Raw genomic sequence first — 15,216 nt, forward strand, 5'->3', positions numbered from 1 at the left:
TCTCTTACGTAAGTGGATGCTTACACACCTGAGGTGGCCCCGTCAACCCCTCGACGAGCGGACGTCAGGCCGGATCGGCGATCGGTGGCTCGGGCTCCACGGCGACCTTGCTCACCCGGGAGCGTTCGTCGGCCTTGACGGCCACCACACCCACGAGGATCAGTGCGCCGCCCACCAGCTGCAGCGGGCGCGGCAGCTGACCCAGCAGCAGCCAGGCGATCAGCACCGCGAACAGCACCTCCGTCAGGCCCACGAAGGAGGCCACCTTGGAGCCGAGCGCGCGCGCGGCGCCGATGCCGGTGCTGTAGGCGATCGCCGTCGAGATCAGACCGAGGGCGAGGACCAGGGCCCACCAAGGCACGGCGCGACCCGCGAGCAGCACATCTTCGGTGGTGACCCGCATCGGGAGGATCCGGAGCGCGCCGACCAGGCCGAGCGTGATCGCGCCGGTCAGCATGCCGGCCGCCGCGAGCGCGACCGGCGGGATCGGCGTGCGATCGTCGGCGGAGACCACGAAGTACGTCGCGAGGCCGACGGCGGCGATCAGCCCCCAGATCACACCGAGCGGATTGATGGTGGCTCCCGAGACGACGTCGAGCACGCCGACCAGACCGATCAGCGCGACCACGCCGCCCACGATGGTCAGCGGCCGGGGCCGTTGCCCGTGCCGAGCCCACAACCACAGCACCACCAGCAGCACGCCGAGGTACTCCAGCAGCAGGGCCACGCCCACCGACACGTACTGCACCGCCTGGAAGTACGCGAGCTGCGTGACGCCCACCGCGACCACGCCGAACAGCAGCACCGTGCGCCAACCGGTCACCAGCAGCCGCCAGCGTCCCCGCAGGGCGACTGCAGCGGGGATCGCCAGCAGTAGTGCTGCGATGATCGCGCGCGCGGTGACGGCGGCCGCGGGCGTCCAGCCGGCATCCAGCAGTCCCTTGGCGAATGCGCCGGACGTGCCGAACACGAGTGCCGAGACCAGCGCGAGCGTGAGCCCGAGGCCGGTCTTGCGGGTGCGCGTCACGTCGTGGGTCGCACGTCGGCGAGTACCTGCGGGTCGGCGCAGCCGCGCGCGAAGCCGGCGATCCGGCGGTCGATCTCACGCTGCAGCACCCAGGCGCCGATGCGCTCGGCGAGCGGCGCCAGCCACGCGGGACGGCACGAGAAGTTGTACTTCCAGGTGGCGAGAGTGCCGCCCTCGGTCGCCTTGAACCGCCAGCCGCCCGCCATGCTGGTGAAGAACCACGGCCCCGTCACCATCTTCATGCCCACGTTCGACGGCGGAGCGTAGGAGACGTACTCACTCACCATGGTCATGCCTGAGCTGTGCTTGGTGAAGGTGCGGACGCCCTTGTCGGGCGCTGCGGCACCATCGAGGAAGTGCTGGCGGCGGATGAAGGGATCCCAGCGCAGCCGCGTGGGGCCGGTCGTCTGGGACACCGCGAACGCCGTCGCCGGGTCCACTGGGACCACGGTCGAGGACTCGACGATCGGCACGGAGCCACGCTATCCGAGTCTGGCTGGGTCGCCCGGACCGTCTGCCCTGACCCGCTGAGTGCGCACTACGCAGGTGAGTGCGTACGGCACTCGGTGCGCGCTCACCGTGGATGTGCGCACTCACGCCTGCGGCACGACTCTCCGCAACTCAGACGACCTCGATCTGCGGCGCGTACAGTCGCATCACCGCGAGTGCTTGCTCATGCGCCTCGGGACTCGACCCCGCGCATCCGGCGGCGATCACGCGAACCTTCGCTCCGCCGTCGGCGGCGGCGAGAGCAGTCGAGATCACACAACAGTCGGTTGAGACCCCGACCAGCGTGATCGACGGCCCGGGGCCGGTGATCGCCTCGAGGTCGCGAGACCACTTGCCGAAGGTCGGTCGGGTGAGCACCCGGCCGCCGAGCTCGACCGCAGAGGGCACGAGATCGAACATCGGGTCACCCGCGGGCTTGTCCGCGAACGGCCACGCCTGGAAGTAGTCCACCCACGAGCCCACACGGTCGGCGTCGGGGGCGGGGACCCAGCGGGTGGTGATCACACGGTCGCGGTGCTCGCGGGCGAGATCGGCGACCACGGGCACGGTGTCGGCGAACATCGGCGACCCCCAGTCCGAGGTGGGGTCGGCGAACACGCGCTGGTGGTCCACGACCACCAGCCATGGCGCCTCGCTCACGAGCCCGACTCCTGCCGCCGCACAGCGCCGCGCTGCAGCAGCACATAGCCGACGAACCCGATGACGAGTGCGAACAGCACGCCGAGGTTCGCCCAGGCCCAGTCGCCGTCGCGACCGCCGAGGCCGAGCGGCCCGAGCAGGTAGCCCTGCCAGTTGTTCCAGGCGGCCTCGGCGGCGAAGTTGTTGATGACCAGGCCCCAGCCGACCACGGAGGCGACCGCCATCAGCACGATCGAGGACCAGTTCCAGCGGCCGTAGCGGCCGGTTGCGTCGAAGAGCGCCTGCTCGTCGTAGTCCTTGCGTCGTAGCACGACATCGGCCATCGCGATGCCCGCCCACGCGGCGATCGGCACACCGAGCGTGATCAGGAAGGACTGGAACGGTCCCAGGAAGTCCTCGGCGAAGAACACCACCCAGATCGCGCCGATCGTCAGGATCGTGCCGTCGATGCCGGCAGCCACCGGGCGCTTCACCTTCAACCCCAGGCTGAGCAGCGTCAGGCCCGAGGAGTAGATGCCGAGCACGGCGCCGCTGACCAGCGCGAGCACGGCCGCGATGAGGAACGGCACCAAGAACCACGTGGGCAGCAGCGTGGCGAGCGTGCCGATGGGGTCGACTTCGATGCCAGCCATGAGATCGGGGCGAGTACCGATCAGGGCGAGTCCGTAGACCACGAGCACGATCGGGGCGATCGCGCCGCCAAAGGTGTTCCAGAAAACGATCGCACCACCGCTGGCGTCGCGGCGCTGGTAGCGGGACCAGTCGGCGGCGATGTTGACCCACCCGAGCCCGAAGCCGGTCAGCACCATCACGAGCGCGCCGATCATCGACTGCGCGGAACCGGAGGGGAGCTGGGCGGCGGCCGACAGGTCGATCTCGCCGACCGTGAGCACGATGTACGCGACCGTGACGGCGCCAGTCACCCAGGTGAGGACCGACTGCAGCTTCATGATCAGGTGGTACCCGGCCACCGAGGCGCTCACGATCAGCGCCGCGACCACGAGCATCGCGACCACCTTGGTGCCGGTTCCGCCGCCCCATCCGAGGCGAGTGAAGATCGTGGCGGTCGCAAGCACCGCCATGATCGCGAGGAACGTCTCCCAGCCCATCGAGATCAGGTACGAGAACACTCCCGGCACCTTCTGCCCGCGCACGCCGAACGGCGCGCGCGAGAGGATCATCGTCGGTGCCGAGCCTCGTTTGCCAGCCAGCGCGATCACACCGCACGTGAGGAAGCTCAGCGTGATCCCGATGACCGTGACGATCGCGGCCTGTCCGAAGCTGACGCCGAACCCATACACGAAGCTCGCGTAGCTGATGCCGAACACCGAGATGTTCGCGGCGAACCACGGCCAGAACAGATCACGCGGCTTCGCGGTCCGTTTGTCCGGCGTGACGATCTCGATGCCGGTGGTCTCGATGCGGGTGTCCTGCTCGACGGCGGTGCTCGCCACGGGTCCAGACGTCATGTCTGCCATGGTCGGAGCGTGGCACAACCCGGCCACCTTGGCGAGGTGGATGGCGTCAGCGGGTTCGAAGGCGGTGCCGGGCGCCTGCACACATCTGTACGTCGCTGTCCATTCATGTACACCAACTAGCCTCGGGATTTCACCCCAACGGGCGTGAATCCCGAGGCTGGATCCTCACCACGATCTTCATGACGTCGGGGTCGCCGTTGCGACGCATGGCTGAGTTGAGATCGTCGAGGCCGACGGCGGCGCTCACCAGGTCGGCCACGCTGATTCGCCCTGTGCTCACCAGGTCGATCGCGACCGGCCAGGTGTCGACGTAGCGGAACAGGCCCTCGATCCGCAGCTCGCGGCTCTGCACGCGGAACAGGTCGAGGTCGATGCGGTCCGAGCCCATGCCGACCATGACCGCGGTGCCGCCAGCGCGCAGGGCGCGGATGCCGGCGTCGATCGCCCGCGGTGCGCCGGAGGCGTCGACCAGGGCGTGGAAGTGCTCCTCAGGGATCTGCTCAGCGGTGGGGTCGATGGCCGCGGTGGCGCCGTGTGCGAGCGCGACCTCGCGACGGGTCTCGAGCGGGTCGGATACCACCACCTCGGTGGCGCCGAACGCGGCGGCGGCGGCCGCCGTCAGGATCCCGATCGGGCCCGCGCCGGTGACGAGCACGCGCGAGCCGGGCACCACTCCGGCCTTACGAACTGCGGCGATGCCGACGCTGAGCGGCTCGAGGAGGGCTGCTTCGTCGTCGGACATCTCGTCCGGGAGCGCGAACGCGAAGTCGGCCGGCACCGCGATGTACTCGGCGAATGCGCCGTGCACCGGGGGAGCGGAGGGGAACTCGACGTCGCGGCACAGGTTGTACTGCCCGCCGAGGCAGTAGCCGCAGCGGCGGCACGGGCGCTGCGGGTCCACGGCCACACGCTCCGCGATCCGCGCCGGGTCCACGCCCTCGCCGACCGCGGCGATCACGCCCGCCACCTCGTGTCCGAGGATCAGTGGCTGCTCCACCACCAGGTCGCCCACTCGCCCGTGCTCCCAGAAGTGCACGTCGGAGCCGCACAGGCCGACCGACGTCGGGCGCACGAGCACCTCGTGCGGACCGGGCTGCGGGGTGGGGGTGTCGCGGATGTCGATCTGCTGCGGAGCATCGAGGAACGCGGCCCGCATCGTGGCGAGGACCTCAGGGGATGAAGGCATGGCGCGAGCCTAGGCCCCGCGGGCCGACGCTCGGCGGTGCGGAATCCGCCCGGGTGGTCACTTCTGCTACGGCCTAGGTCGCAGGGCGGTGTGGCACCCGCCCGAGTGGACACTTCTGCAACCCTCGCCGGCGCGGCGCTTCCAGCTCACCGCTGAGTTGCCTCCCTCAGCCAGAGCTGCAGGGCGGAGGCGAACGCCTCGGGGCGCTCGTGGGGGAGTGCGTGGCCGGCGTCAGCCAGCACGAGCGACGTGGCGCGCGGGTAGGCCTCGAGCAGGCCGGCGTGCTGGCGGTACCCGACCCAGGCATCCTGCCGCCCGGTCATGATCAGTACCGGGTGCCCGTAGCTCTGCGTCATATCGAGGGCATCGTTGGTCATCATCCGCTCGACGGCGGCATCCTCCCAGGTGTCGAGCACCGGCAGCACCGCCGAGCGGTAGCGGGCGAGTGTCGCCGCAGTGCGCACCACGAAGTACCCGGTGAACGTGTCGGCCTGCTCCGGTGGCAGGGTGGTGGCGGAGCCGTCGTCCTCGACGATCACCGCGTCCTCGGCGTGCATGTCGTCGGGCACCATCGGGCAGATCAGCGCGAGTCCGCGCACCTGCTCCGGCCGCTGCGCCGCGAGGCCGCGCGCGAGGTGGGCGCCGAACGAGTGTCCGACCACCAGGACCGGTTCGTCACCGACGGCATGATCGAGGAGCTCCAGCAGGGCGGCCACCGCGCCGGCGGCCGAGTCCACGCGAGCGGTGGCCGAGTCGCCGTGCCCCGGCAGGTCGGGGTAGATGCGCCGGTGACCCGGCAGCACCGGGTCGAGAAACGCGTGGATCTCGGCACCCGCCGAGTAAGCACCGTGCAGCGCGAGCACCGGCGGCCCCGATCCAATGTCGGTGTACGCCAGCGTGCGTTCGCTCATTCGCCGGCCTGACTCGGGTAGTGCACGCGGTACCGGGCGTGCGTCGTCAACGAGGCCCCGCGCACGGCGATCGGTTCCAGGTCGAGGTGGCCAACGCCGTCGAGCAGTCGAATTCCTTCGCCTAGCACCACGGGAGAGATCTGCAGTGCGAGTTCGTCGATGAGCCCGGCGGCGAGGTAGGCGTTGGTGGTGCTCGGTCCACCCGCGACGTGGATGTTCTTCTCGCCCGCCGCCTCGCGGGCGCGATCGAGGGCGGCGTGGATGCCATCGGTGACGAAGTGGAAGGTGGTGCCGCCTTCCATCTCGATCGGCTCATGCGGGTAGTGCGTGAGCACGAAGACCGGCGCGTGGTACGGCGGTTCTGGCCCCCACCAGCCGCGCCAGTCACGGTCCCACTCGCCACGGACCGGGCCGACCATGTTGCGGCCCATGATGTAGGCACCGGCGCCGAGGATCGCGTCGATCTCCGGCTGGTTCTCCTCGGGGGTGTCGAACATCCAGCGGTGCAGTGCGCCCTCGGGGACATCGCCGAAGGGGCGTTCCTCGGTCTGGTTGTGGCCCGTCCCGATGTTGTCGAGCGAGATGGACATGGTGGCGACGACGACGGACATGGCTGTCTCCTTCGACTCGAACGGAACGAACGCGACTCTAACCCCACTGATTGCAAAACGCAACCAGTTGTCTAGGGGTCGCTCGACCGACGTCTAGCCCTCCATCCCAGATAAGTTGACCTCGACCTGGCTCAGGAGCTCGCCGGGAGCGAAGAGGGTGAGATGACTCAGGGCGGCAGCAAGCGGCAAGCGACGATCTACGACGTCGCACGCCGCGCCGGCGTCAGCCACCAGACCGTCGCCCGCTTCCTCAACGGCGACGGCGGTATCCGCCCGTACAACAGGGTCAAGGTCGTCGCGGCGCTCGAAGAGCTCCAGTACCGGCCGAACATGGCTGCGAGATCCCTCGCCACCAACCGCACCTTCCGGCTGGGCGCACTCGGGTTCGAGATCGCCGGGCACAACCCCGGCAGGGTGCTGCAGGGCGCGAGCGACGCGGCTCGCGAGCTCGGCTACGTCGTCGAGGTGATGGGCCTCGATCCACTCGACCCCAGCATGCTGCGCGGCGGGGTCGAGGCGCTGGTGCGACAAGGGGCCGAAGGGTTGCTGATCACCTCGCCCACGGTCGGCATCGCCGAGGCCTTGGCTGAGCTGGATGTGGATGTTCCGATCGTGATCGAAGGGGGCGACGACGTCGAGGATCGGCAGCGACTCGGCGCCCGGCTCGCGCTCGAGCACCTCGCCGAGCTGGGGCACACGCGTGTGGCGCACCTGGCGGGGCCGCAGGAGTGGACCGCCGCGCGCTGGCGGCTCGCGGAGTACGAGGACTGGGCCGCACACGCCGGCGTGCGCCCCGTGGTGTGGGCCGGGGACTGGGACTTCGAGTCGGGGTACCAGAACGCTGAGCGGCTGCTCGGCAGCGGCATCACGGCGCTCTTCGCTGCGAACGATCGTGTGGCGATGGGTGCACTGCTCCGGATGCACGAACTGGGCGTGCGGGTGCCCCAGGACGTCAGTCTCGTGGGCTTCGACGACCTGCCGATGTCGGGGTACACCCACCCGCCATTGACCACCGTGCGGCAGGAGTTCGAGCTCCTCGGGCGGGTGAGCGCCGAGCGGCTGATCGCCTCGATCGAGGTGCGCGATCACGACGGCGTGTACCCCGAGCCGGTGCTCGTGGCACGCCGGTCCACCGGTCCCGTCAGCGCCTGAACGTTGCGTTCCGGCGGCGCTTCTGCTTAGACTCCTCGCGAAACGTTACCGGTAACGTTTTGAAGCCACGAAGGAGTGCCTCGATGTCCAGAACTTCCTCGCAACGCCGCTCCGCCGCCGCCGCAGTCCTCGCGGCAGGCGTCGCGCTCTCGATCGTCGCCTGCTCGAACAGCGCCGGCGGCCCCGGCTCCGACCCGGACTCGCCCGTGGTCCTCGAGTACTGGTCGTGGGCGCCGAACATCGAGGCCGTGGTCTCGATCTGGAACGAGGCCAACCCCGACATCCAGGTCGAGGTCAACACCTCCGCCGGCGGTGCTGAGATCACTGCCAAGCTGTTGGCAGCGAACGAGGCCGGCAATCTGCCCGACCTGTCCAACATCACCTACGACAACCTGCCCACGCTCGTGGTCAACGGCATCGCCGACGACGTCACCGACGTCATGGGGGACCGCCAGGATGCCACCGCCGCGCCGGCGTGGAACCTCACCACGTTCGACGGCGTCAACTACGCGGTCCCGCAGGGAACCTCGCCGCAGATGCTGTTCTACCGGACCGATGTCTTCGCCGATCTCGGCCTCGAGCCGCCCGCCACGTGGGAGGAGTACGCCGACGCGGCGCGGGTGATCCACGAGAACGACCCCGACACGTACCTGTCGACCTTCCCCGCCAACGACGGCTCGCTCTTCGCCGCGCTCGCCCAGCAAGCCGGAGCCCAGTGGTGGTCCAGCGACGGCGAGCAGTGGAGCGTCGACATCGATGGTGAGGCGAGCGTCAAGGTCGCCGACTACTGGCAGGGCCTGGTCGATGAGGGCGTCGTCGCCACGATGAAGACCAATACGCCCGAGTGGCAGGCGGCGGTGGCTGACGGCACGCTCGTGAGCTGGCTCGGGGCGGTCTGGTCGCCGCCCCTGATCGCGCAGAACGCACCCGATACCGAGGGCCTGTGGGCCGCCGTCGAGATTCCGCAATGGGACCCCGCGGCGCCGGCCGCCGGGGTGATGGGTGGCTCGGGAACCGTGGTCACGACCCAGACCGAGCACCCCGAGCAGGCGCGTGAGTTCGCGCTCTGGCTGAACACCTCGCAGGAGGCCATCGCCGCCTACATCGAGAACGCGAGCATCTGGCCGGCCGCGCTCGAGGGGCGCGAGATCGACGCGCTGCAGAGCCCGCCCGCGCTCCTGCCCGACCAGGCTGACTTCTACGACCTCGCCGCCCGGGTGGACGAGTACACGGTCCCGGTGACCTGGGGCCCCAACGTGGCGTCCGGGTTCGACTCGTTCAACAACGCGATGAGCGACGCCGTGGCAGCAGGATCGAGCTTCTCCGGTGCGCTCACGATGGTGCAGGAGAACGTCGTCGCCGAGATGACGTCGCTCGGCTACCAGGTCGACTGACGCGGCTCATGGTGTCTGTGACAGCGCCGGGTGAGGTTCGTCGATCGACTTCTCGACGGCGTCGCCTGGGCGGGCACGCTGCGGCGCCCTGGGTGTTCCTCACCCCGGCATTGGCGATGATCACCTGCTTCCTCACCGTTCCGCTCGGGTACGCCCTGTGGGTGAGCCTGCACGGGCGCCGCGTCAGCGGTGGCGGGCTCGGAGTCGCCGAGGAGGTGTTCGTCGGGCTCGACAACTACGTGCGCGTGCTGCAGCGAGCCGACCTGCTGCCCTCGGTCGGTCGGATGCTGCTGTTCGCCGTGATCTTCGTGCCGATCACGATGGTGCTGGCCTGGCTGTTCGCGCTGATGCTGGACAACGAGACCACCAAGCTGCGGCGCGCCACGCGGATCGGGATCTTCATCCCGTACGCGGTGCCAGGCGTGATCGCGGCGTTGATGTGGGGCTTCCTGTATCTGCCCGGCGTCAGCCCGTTCCACGACCTCGCGATCGCACTGGGTCTGCCGCGCCCCGACTTCCTCGGCGCTGGTTCGATCGTGGGCTCGATCGCGAACATTGCGATCTGGGGTGCCGTGGGCTTCAACACGGTGATCCTCTACACCGCCCTGCGCGGTGTTCCGGCCGAGCTCGGCGACGCCGCCAAGATCGATGGCTGCAACTCGATCCAGCTCGCGCTCCGGATCAAGACACCGCTGATCGTCCCGGGTCTGCTGCTGACCGGCATGTTCAGCATCATCGGTTCGCTGCAGGTCTTCAGCGAACCCAACACGATGGTCACGCTCTCCACGGCGATCGGATCGGACTGGGTGCCGGTGATGGTGGTCTACCGCGACGCGTTCATCACGAACGACCTCAACGGAGCCTCTGCCCTCGCCATGGTGATGACGGTGGCCACCGTGCTCGCCTCGCTGCTGCTGTTCGCCGGTGCCCGACTGCGGGCACGCCGAGGTGGTGCGTGATGCGCGCGCGTGGCCTGGTCCCGACCGCCGTGCTCGTGCTCGGCGCCCTGTACTGCCTGTTCCCGGTCTACTGGCTGCTGTCCGCCTCGACCAAGCGGTCCTCCGAGCTGTTCACCACGCCGTCCTTCATCCCCAGCTTCACCGGCGGCTTCGCCGAGAACGTGCAGGGTCTGACCAGCTTCGCCGGCGGTGCGTTCTGGACGTGGAGCATGAACAGCCTGATCTACGCGGGCGGCGGCGCGCTGGGCGCCACGGCGATCGCCGCGCTCGCGGGCTTCGCGCTCGGCAAGTACCAGTTCCGTGGCAAGCGGCTCGTGCTGGGCTACGTGTTGCTCGGCGTGCTGGTGCCCGGCGTGATCCTGGCGATCCCGCAGTACCTGCTGATGTCGCAGATCGGCTTGGCGGGAACCTATTGGTCGATCCTGCTGCCGACGATGATCAGCCCGTTCAGCATCTATCTCGCGTGGGTCTTCACGATGTCGGCGATCCCGGACGAGGTGCTGGAGTCGGGGCGGCTCGACGGCGCGGGCGAGTTCCGGATGTTCCGCAGCCTGGCCGTGCCGATGCTGGTGCCCGGGCTGATCACGGTGTTCCTGCTGCAGTTCGTGGGCATCTGGAACAACTTCCTGCTGCCGTTCATCATGGTGACGCGGCGTGACTTGATGCCGCTCACGGTCGGCTTCTACTCGATGATGAACCAGGGCACCGATCAGACGAACGTCTACAACTTCGTGATCATGGGCTGCCTGCTCGCCATCACGCCTCTCATCGCGCTGTTCCTGTTCTTGCAGCGCTACTGGAATCTCGATCTCGTCAGCGGATCGCTCAAGGGCTGAGGCCCGACTCTATGAAGGAAGTGACAGTGGATAGATTTCCCGACGGCGCCTGGCCGGTCATGCTCACCCCGTTCCGTGAGGATCGTTCGATCGACTGGGACGCGGTCGACGCCTACGCCGACTGGCTGATCCGGATGGGATCCGCGGGGATCTTCACCGTGGCGCTCTCGAGCGAGATGTTCGACCTCACGCCCTCCGAGCGGGTGGCGCTGACGCGGCGGGTCGTGGACGCTGCCGACGGTCGTGCGCCGGTGATCGCCTCGGCGCTCGCAGGTGAGGGCCTGTCGGTCGCCGAGGCGGCGGCCGGCCTGGTCGAGGCGGGAGCCGCTGGAGTGGTGCTGATCGCCTCCTCGTTGGCGACTCCCGAGGAGCCCGACGACGTCCTGATCGGCCGGATGCAGACCGTGCTTGAGCGGGTGCCGGATGTGCCGTTCGGGATCTACGAGTGCCCGGTGCCCTACAAGCGGCTGCTCACGCTCGAGACAGTCCGCTGGCTGGCCGAGACCGGCCGGTTCGTGTTCTACAAGGACACGAGCCACCGCGTGGACGTGATGACCGCGCGCATCGAGGCGACGCGCGGCACACCGCTGAAGCACTACAACGCGGCGATCTCCTCGCTGGTGAGCACCCTGCGCGCCGGCGGCCACGGGTTCTCCGGGTACGCCGCGAACATCTATCCCGACGTCGTGGCCTGGCTGTGCGCGAACGTGGCCGCTGCGCCGGCGCCGGAGGTGGAACGTGCGCAGCGCCTGCTCAGCGTGGCCGAGCACGCGATCAACAGCCGGTACCCGACCAGCGCCAAGTACTTGCTGGCGCATCGCGCCGGCCTGCCCGTGCTGCCCGTGAGCCGCTGGAAGCCGGAGTCGATCGGGCCGCACGAGGGCCAGCCGCTGCGTGACCTCGTCGACTACATCGCCTCACTCGAGCTGCCGGGACTGCGCGCCTCGTCGCGGACGCGGTAGTGCATGCCGACCGTGCCGTTGCCGAAACGGTGCTGGTCGAGGAGCTCGAGGTGCACTCGGGTGCCGGCGGCGAAGATCGGTGCACCTGCCCCGATCGTCGTCGGCACCAGGAAGGTCCAGACCTCGTCGATGAGGCCGGCTCGGAAGGCGACGCCGGCGAGTTCGGCGCCGCCGATCATGAGGTCGCGGTCGCTGTTGGCCTTCAGCTCGGCCACGGCGGCGGGGTCGAACGTGCGCTCGAGGCGCGTGTGGGGAAAGGTGACCTCGGGCAGCGTGGTCGAGTACACGACCTTCTCCGTCTCCCGCCATTGCCGTGCGAACTCGGCTTCCGCCGGGTCGGCGCTCTCGATGTCCATGGTGTCCCAGGGCTCCATCAGCTCGTAGCTGCGGCGGCCCATCAGCAGGGTGCCCGCGTTGCCGAAGACCTCGTTGACGAACAGGTGCAACTCCTCGTCGGGGTACGCGAACTCGAAGGTGCCGTCGGTCTCGGCCATGTAGCCATCGAGCGAGCCGGTCGCGGAGTAGATGAGTGCCATGTGTCGTCTCCTTAGACTGCTTGCGATATGCAACCGGACCGAGCGTAGCCATACTGGTTGTATGATGCAACCGGTATGACGGAGAAGCGCTCAGGATGCCCGATCAATCTCTCGCTCGAGGTGATCGGCGACAAGTGGTCCCTGCTGGTGATCCGCGACATGACGTTCGGGAACCGCCGCTACTTCCGCGAGCTGCTCACCGGGTCCGAGGAGGGCATCGCCTCGAACATCCTCGCCGACCGGCTGCAACGCCTGGTCGAGGCCGGGCTGATCACCCGAGCCCCCGACCCGCACCACAAGCAGAAGGTGATCTACAGCCTCGCCGAGCCAGGCATCCAGCTGGTCCCCGTGATGGCCGCGCTCGGCAGCTGGGGTCGCCGGCACCTCCCGGTCTCGCGCGAGCTCTCGATCCGTGCCGAACTGCTCGAGCGCGGTGGTCCTGAGCTGTGGGAGCGGTTCATGGACGAGCTCCGTGAGCTCCATCTCGGCGTCGAACGGCCCGACGGCGCAGGCTCCGTTCTCGCCGAGCTCACCGAGGCGTACCTCGCCGAGGCGGCACGAGCCGACGCCTGAGCGCCCGTCCCTGCCGGTGAGAAGGCCGACGCGCCCGCTCAGTCGTTCTGCGGGAACCCGAGGTTGAGGCCGCCGTGGCTCGGGTCGAGCCAGCGGCTGGTGATCGTCTTGTCGCGCGTGAAGAACTCCACGCCGTGGGGGCCGTACGCCTTCGCGTCACCGAACATCGACGCCTTCCAGCCGCCGAACGAGTGGTACGCGACAGGCACCGGGATCGGCACATTGATGCCGACCATGCCCACCTGGATCTCACGCATGAAGCGGCGGGCGGCGCCGCCGTCGTTGGTGAAGATCGCGGTGCCGTTGCCGTAGGGGACCGAGTTGATCAGCTCGACACCCTCGGCGTAGGAGCCCACGCGGACCACCGACAGCACCGGCCCGAAGATCTCGTCGGTGTACACCGTGGACGAGGTCGGCACCTTGTCCACCAGCGAGGGACCGAGCCAGAACCCGTCGGTCTCGCCGTCGGCCTCGACCCCGCGGCCGTCGACCACCACGGTGGCTCCGTCGGTGCCGGCCACATCGAGGTAGCCCGCCACTTTGTCGCGGTGCTCGCGTGTGATCAGCGGGCCCATGTCCGCGCTGCCGCGGCCGTCGCCCGTGCGCAGCGTTCCCATCCGCTCGGTGATCTTGCTGATCAGCTCATCGCCGACCGGGTCGACCGCCACCAGCACCGAGATCGCCATGCAGCGCTCGCCTGCGGAGCCGAAGCCCGCGTTGACGGCGGCGTCGGCCGCGAGGTCGAGATCGGCATCCGGCAGCACCAGCATGTGGTTCTTCGCACCACCGAGAGCCTGCACCCGCTTGCCCTCACGAGTGGCGGTCTCGTAGACGTACTTGGCGATCGGGGTGGACCCCACGAACGAGATCGCGGACACGTCCGGATGGGTGAGCAACGCGTCCACGGCCTCCTTGTCACCGTGGACCACGTTGAAGACGCCATCGGGCAGCCCAGCCTCTTTGAGCAGACCAGCCATCCAGCTGGCCGCCGTCGGATCCTTCTCACTCGGCTTCAGCACCACCGTGTTGCCCGCCGCGATCGCGATCGGGAAGAACCACAGCGGCACCATCGCCGGGAAGTTGAAGGGGCTGATGATGCCCACCACGCCGAGCGGTTCCTTCACCGTGAAGACGTCGACGTCGGTGCTCGCGTTGAGCGAGTACGTCCCCTTGGACAGGTGCGGCATCCCGCACGCGAACTCGACGACCTCGAGCCCGCGCGCGATCTCGCCGGCGGCGTCGGAGAGGACCTTGCCGTGCTCCGCCGTCAGGATGGCGGCGAGCTCGTCACGGCGAGCGTTGAGGAGCTCGCGGAACGCGAACAGCACCTGTTGCCGCTTGGCGATCGAGGCGTTGCCCCAACTCGTGAAGGCAGCGCTCGCGGCCTGCACGGCGCGGTCCACGTCGTCAGCGGTGCCGAACCGCACCTGTTTGGCGACGATCCCCTTCGCCGGGTCGTAGACCGGCCCGCTGCGGTCGCCCGAGCCGGAGTCGGCGTCGCCGTTGATCCAGTGGTCGAGTGTCTCGATCATGTCAGAGCCTTTCGTCCAGCAGGGTCAGCACCTCGTCGTAGATCGCGATCGCCTGCGCCACTTCATCGGCGGTGACCACGCAGGGCGGCACCACGTGGATGCGGTTGTCGGCCGTGAAGGGCATCAGGTTGCGCTCCAGCAGCGCCGACTTGGCGAACGCGATCTCGGCCGCCGGTAGCGGTGCGCGCGTGTCGCGGTCGGCCACGAGCTCGAGCGCCCAGAACACCCCGAGCCCGCGTGCCTCTCCGATCACCGGGTGCTTCTCGGCAAGATCGGCCAGCGCCGGGCCGAGCACGTCGGCCCCGATCTGCTTGGCATTGGCCACGATGCCCTCGTGCTCCATCGCGTCCAGCGACGCCACGATCGAGGCCGCCGCGAGCGGGTGGCCCGAGTAGGTGAGGCCGCCGGGAAAGACGCGGTCGTCGAAGGTCTTCGTGATCGGCTCGGAGATGATCACGCCACCGACCGGCACGTAGCCGGAGTTGACACCCTTCGCGAACGTGATGAGGTCGGGGCGCACGTCGTAGTTGTCGAGCGCGAACCACTCGCCGGTGCGGCCGAACCCGGCCATCACCTCGTCGAGGATCAGCATGATCCCGTACTCGTCGGCGATCGCGCGGGCGCCCTCGAGGTAGCCGGGCGGTGACGGGATGATGCCCGCGGTGCCGGGGACGGTCTCGAGCAGGATCGCGGCGACGTCGTCGGGTCCTTCGGCCTGCACCACGCGACGCAGGTGGTGCAGCGCTCGCTCGCACTCCTCCTCGGGGGTGGTGGCCCAGAACTCGGTGCGGTACAGGTACGGCCCGAAGACGTGGACGTGTCCGCGCGAGTACTCGTTCGGCATCCGGCGCCAGTCGCCGGTGGCGACGATGGCCGCTCCCGTGTTGCCGTGGTACGAGCGGTAGTGCGA

16 protein-coding genes are annotated in these 15,216 nt (G+C 68.9%); 6 read left to right on the forward strand and 10 right to left on the reverse strand.

Annotation, left to right across the window (positions count from 1 at the left end; translation table 11 throughout):
- Positions 1-64: 64 nt before the first annotated feature.
- From ACOJSN_RS13005 to ACOJSN_RS13035, 7 genes are all read right to left on the reverse strand, one after another.
- A complete protein-coding gene (locus ACOJSN_RS13005) occupies positions 65-1,027 on the reverse strand; it encodes an EamA family transporter (protein WP_420112922.1) in 963 nt (320 codons plus the stop codon).
- The gene (locus ACOJSN_RS13010; protein ID WP_420112923.1) at positions 1,024-1,500 is read right to left on the reverse strand and encodes an SRPBCC family protein; all 477 of its coding nucleotides are present in this window, start codon (positions 1,498-1,500) and stop codon (positions 1,024-1,026) included. Before ACOJSN_RS13010 ends, ACOJSN_RS13005 begins: the two co-directional genes overlap by 4 nt.
- A gap of 148 nt (positions 1,501-1,648) precedes the next feature.
- On the reverse strand, positions 1,649-2,176 hold the full coding sequence (locus ACOJSN_RS13015; RefSeq protein WP_420112924.1) for a cysteine hydrolase family protein: 528 nt from the start codon (positions 2,174-2,176) through the stop codon (positions 1,649-1,651).
- Positions 2,173-3,645 (reverse strand): purine-cytosine permease family protein, encoded by a 1,473-nt coding sequence (locus ACOJSN_RS13020; RefSeq protein ID WP_420112925.1) that lies wholly within the window; start codon positions 3,643-3,645, stop codon positions 2,173-2,175. The genes ACOJSN_RS13015 and ACOJSN_RS13020 overlap by 4 nt, the downstream gene beginning before the upstream one ends.
- Positions 3,646-3,784: 139 nt before the next feature.
- The gene (locus ACOJSN_RS13025; protein WP_420112926.1) at positions 3,785-4,840 is read right to left on the reverse strand and encodes an NAD(P)-dependent alcohol dehydrogenase; all 1,056 of its coding nucleotides are present in this window, start codon (positions 4,838-4,840) and stop codon (positions 3,785-3,787) included.
- A 146-nt stretch (positions 4,841-4,986) separates the two neighbouring features.
- A complete protein-coding gene (locus ACOJSN_RS13030) occupies positions 4,987-5,751 on the reverse strand; it encodes an alpha/beta fold hydrolase (protein ID WP_420112927.1) in 765 nt (254 codons plus the stop codon).
- Positions 5,748-6,362, reverse strand: coding sequence for a dihydrofolate reductase family protein (locus ACOJSN_RS13035; RefSeq protein ID WP_420112928.1), 615 nt, complete (start codon positions 6,360-6,362; stop codon positions 5,748-5,750). Before ACOJSN_RS13035 ends, ACOJSN_RS13030 begins: the two co-directional genes overlap by 4 nt.
- A 162-nt stretch (positions 6,363-6,524) precedes the next feature.
- Here ACOJSN_RS13035 and ACOJSN_RS13040 point away from each other — a divergent pair, with 162 nt between their 5' ends.
- The 5 genes from ACOJSN_RS13040 (at position 6,525) to ACOJSN_RS13060 (ending at position 11,665) form a co-directional block, all read left to right on the forward strand.
- Positions 6,525-7,514: a LacI family DNA-binding transcriptional regulator gene (locus tag ACOJSN_RS13040; protein WP_420112929.1), complete on the forward strand. Its 990-nt coding sequence runs from the start codon at positions 6,525-6,527 to the stop codon at positions 7,512-7,514.
- 83 nt (positions 7,515-7,597) lie between these two features.
- Positions 7,598-8,908 carry an ABC transporter substrate-binding protein gene (locus ACOJSN_RS13045; RefSeq protein WP_420112930.1) on the forward strand — a complete coding sequence of 437 codons (1,311 nt, stop codon included), beginning with the start codon at positions 7,598-7,600 and terminating at the stop codon, positions 8,906-8,908.
- Between the two features lie 92 nt (positions 8,909-9,000).
- Entirely contained in the window at positions 9,001-9,867 is an 867-nt protein-coding gene (locus ACOJSN_RS13050) for a carbohydrate ABC transporter permease (protein ID WP_420112931.1), read from the forward strand.
- The gene (locus ACOJSN_RS13055) at positions 9,867-10,703 is read left to right on the forward strand and encodes a carbohydrate ABC transporter permease (RefSeq protein ID WP_420112932.1); all 837 of its coding nucleotides are present in this window, start codon (positions 9,867-9,869) and stop codon (positions 10,701-10,703) included. The genes ACOJSN_RS13050 and ACOJSN_RS13055 overlap by 1 nt, the downstream gene beginning before the upstream one ends.
- 11 nt (positions 10,704-10,714) lie before the next feature.
- Positions 10,715-11,665: a dihydrodipicolinate synthase family protein gene (locus ACOJSN_RS13060; protein WP_420112933.1), complete on the forward strand. Its 951-nt coding sequence runs from the start codon at positions 10,715-10,717 to the stop codon at positions 11,663-11,665.
- Here the strand turns inward: ACOJSN_RS13060 and ACOJSN_RS13065 are convergent.
- The gene (locus tag ACOJSN_RS13065; RefSeq protein WP_420112934.1) at positions 11,611-12,201 is read right to left on the reverse strand and encodes a dihydrofolate reductase family protein; all 591 of its coding nucleotides are present in this window, start codon (positions 12,199-12,201) and stop codon (positions 11,611-11,613) included. The two genes, ACOJSN_RS13060 and ACOJSN_RS13065, sit on opposite strands and share 55 nt — an antisense overlap.
- Before the next feature lie 75 nt (positions 12,202-12,276).
- On the opposite strand from ACOJSN_RS13065, the gene ACOJSN_RS13070 reads away from it, so the two are divergent.
- Positions 12,277-12,774, forward strand: a complete 498-nt coding sequence (locus ACOJSN_RS13070) for a winged helix-turn-helix transcriptional regulator (protein WP_420112935.1) — start codon at positions 12,277-12,279, stop codon at positions 12,772-12,774.
- Positions 12,775-12,812: 38 nt separating this feature from the next.
- Here the strand turns inward: ACOJSN_RS13070 and ACOJSN_RS13075 are convergent, their stop codons facing one another.
- Together ACOJSN_RS13075 and ACOJSN_RS13080 are read right to left on the reverse strand one after the other, a co-directional pair.
- Complete coding sequence (locus tag ACOJSN_RS13075) at positions 12,813-14,306, reverse strand: CoA-acylating methylmalonate-semialdehyde dehydrogenase (RefSeq protein ID WP_420112936.1); 1,494 nt, start codon at positions 14,304-14,306, stop codon at positions 12,813-12,815.
- A 1-nt stretch (position 14,307) separates the two neighbouring features.
- Positions 14,308-15,216 (reverse strand): aminotransferase class III-fold pyridoxal phosphate-dependent enzyme (locus tag ACOJSN_RS13080; RefSeq protein WP_420112937.1); only part of this gene is annotated, 909 nt, incomplete at its 5' end.

It is taken from the genome of Pseudactinotalea sp., from assembly GCF_048594945.1.
Lineage (GTDB): Bacteria > Actinomycetota > Actinomycetes > Actinomycetales > Beutenbergiaceae > Pseudactinotalea.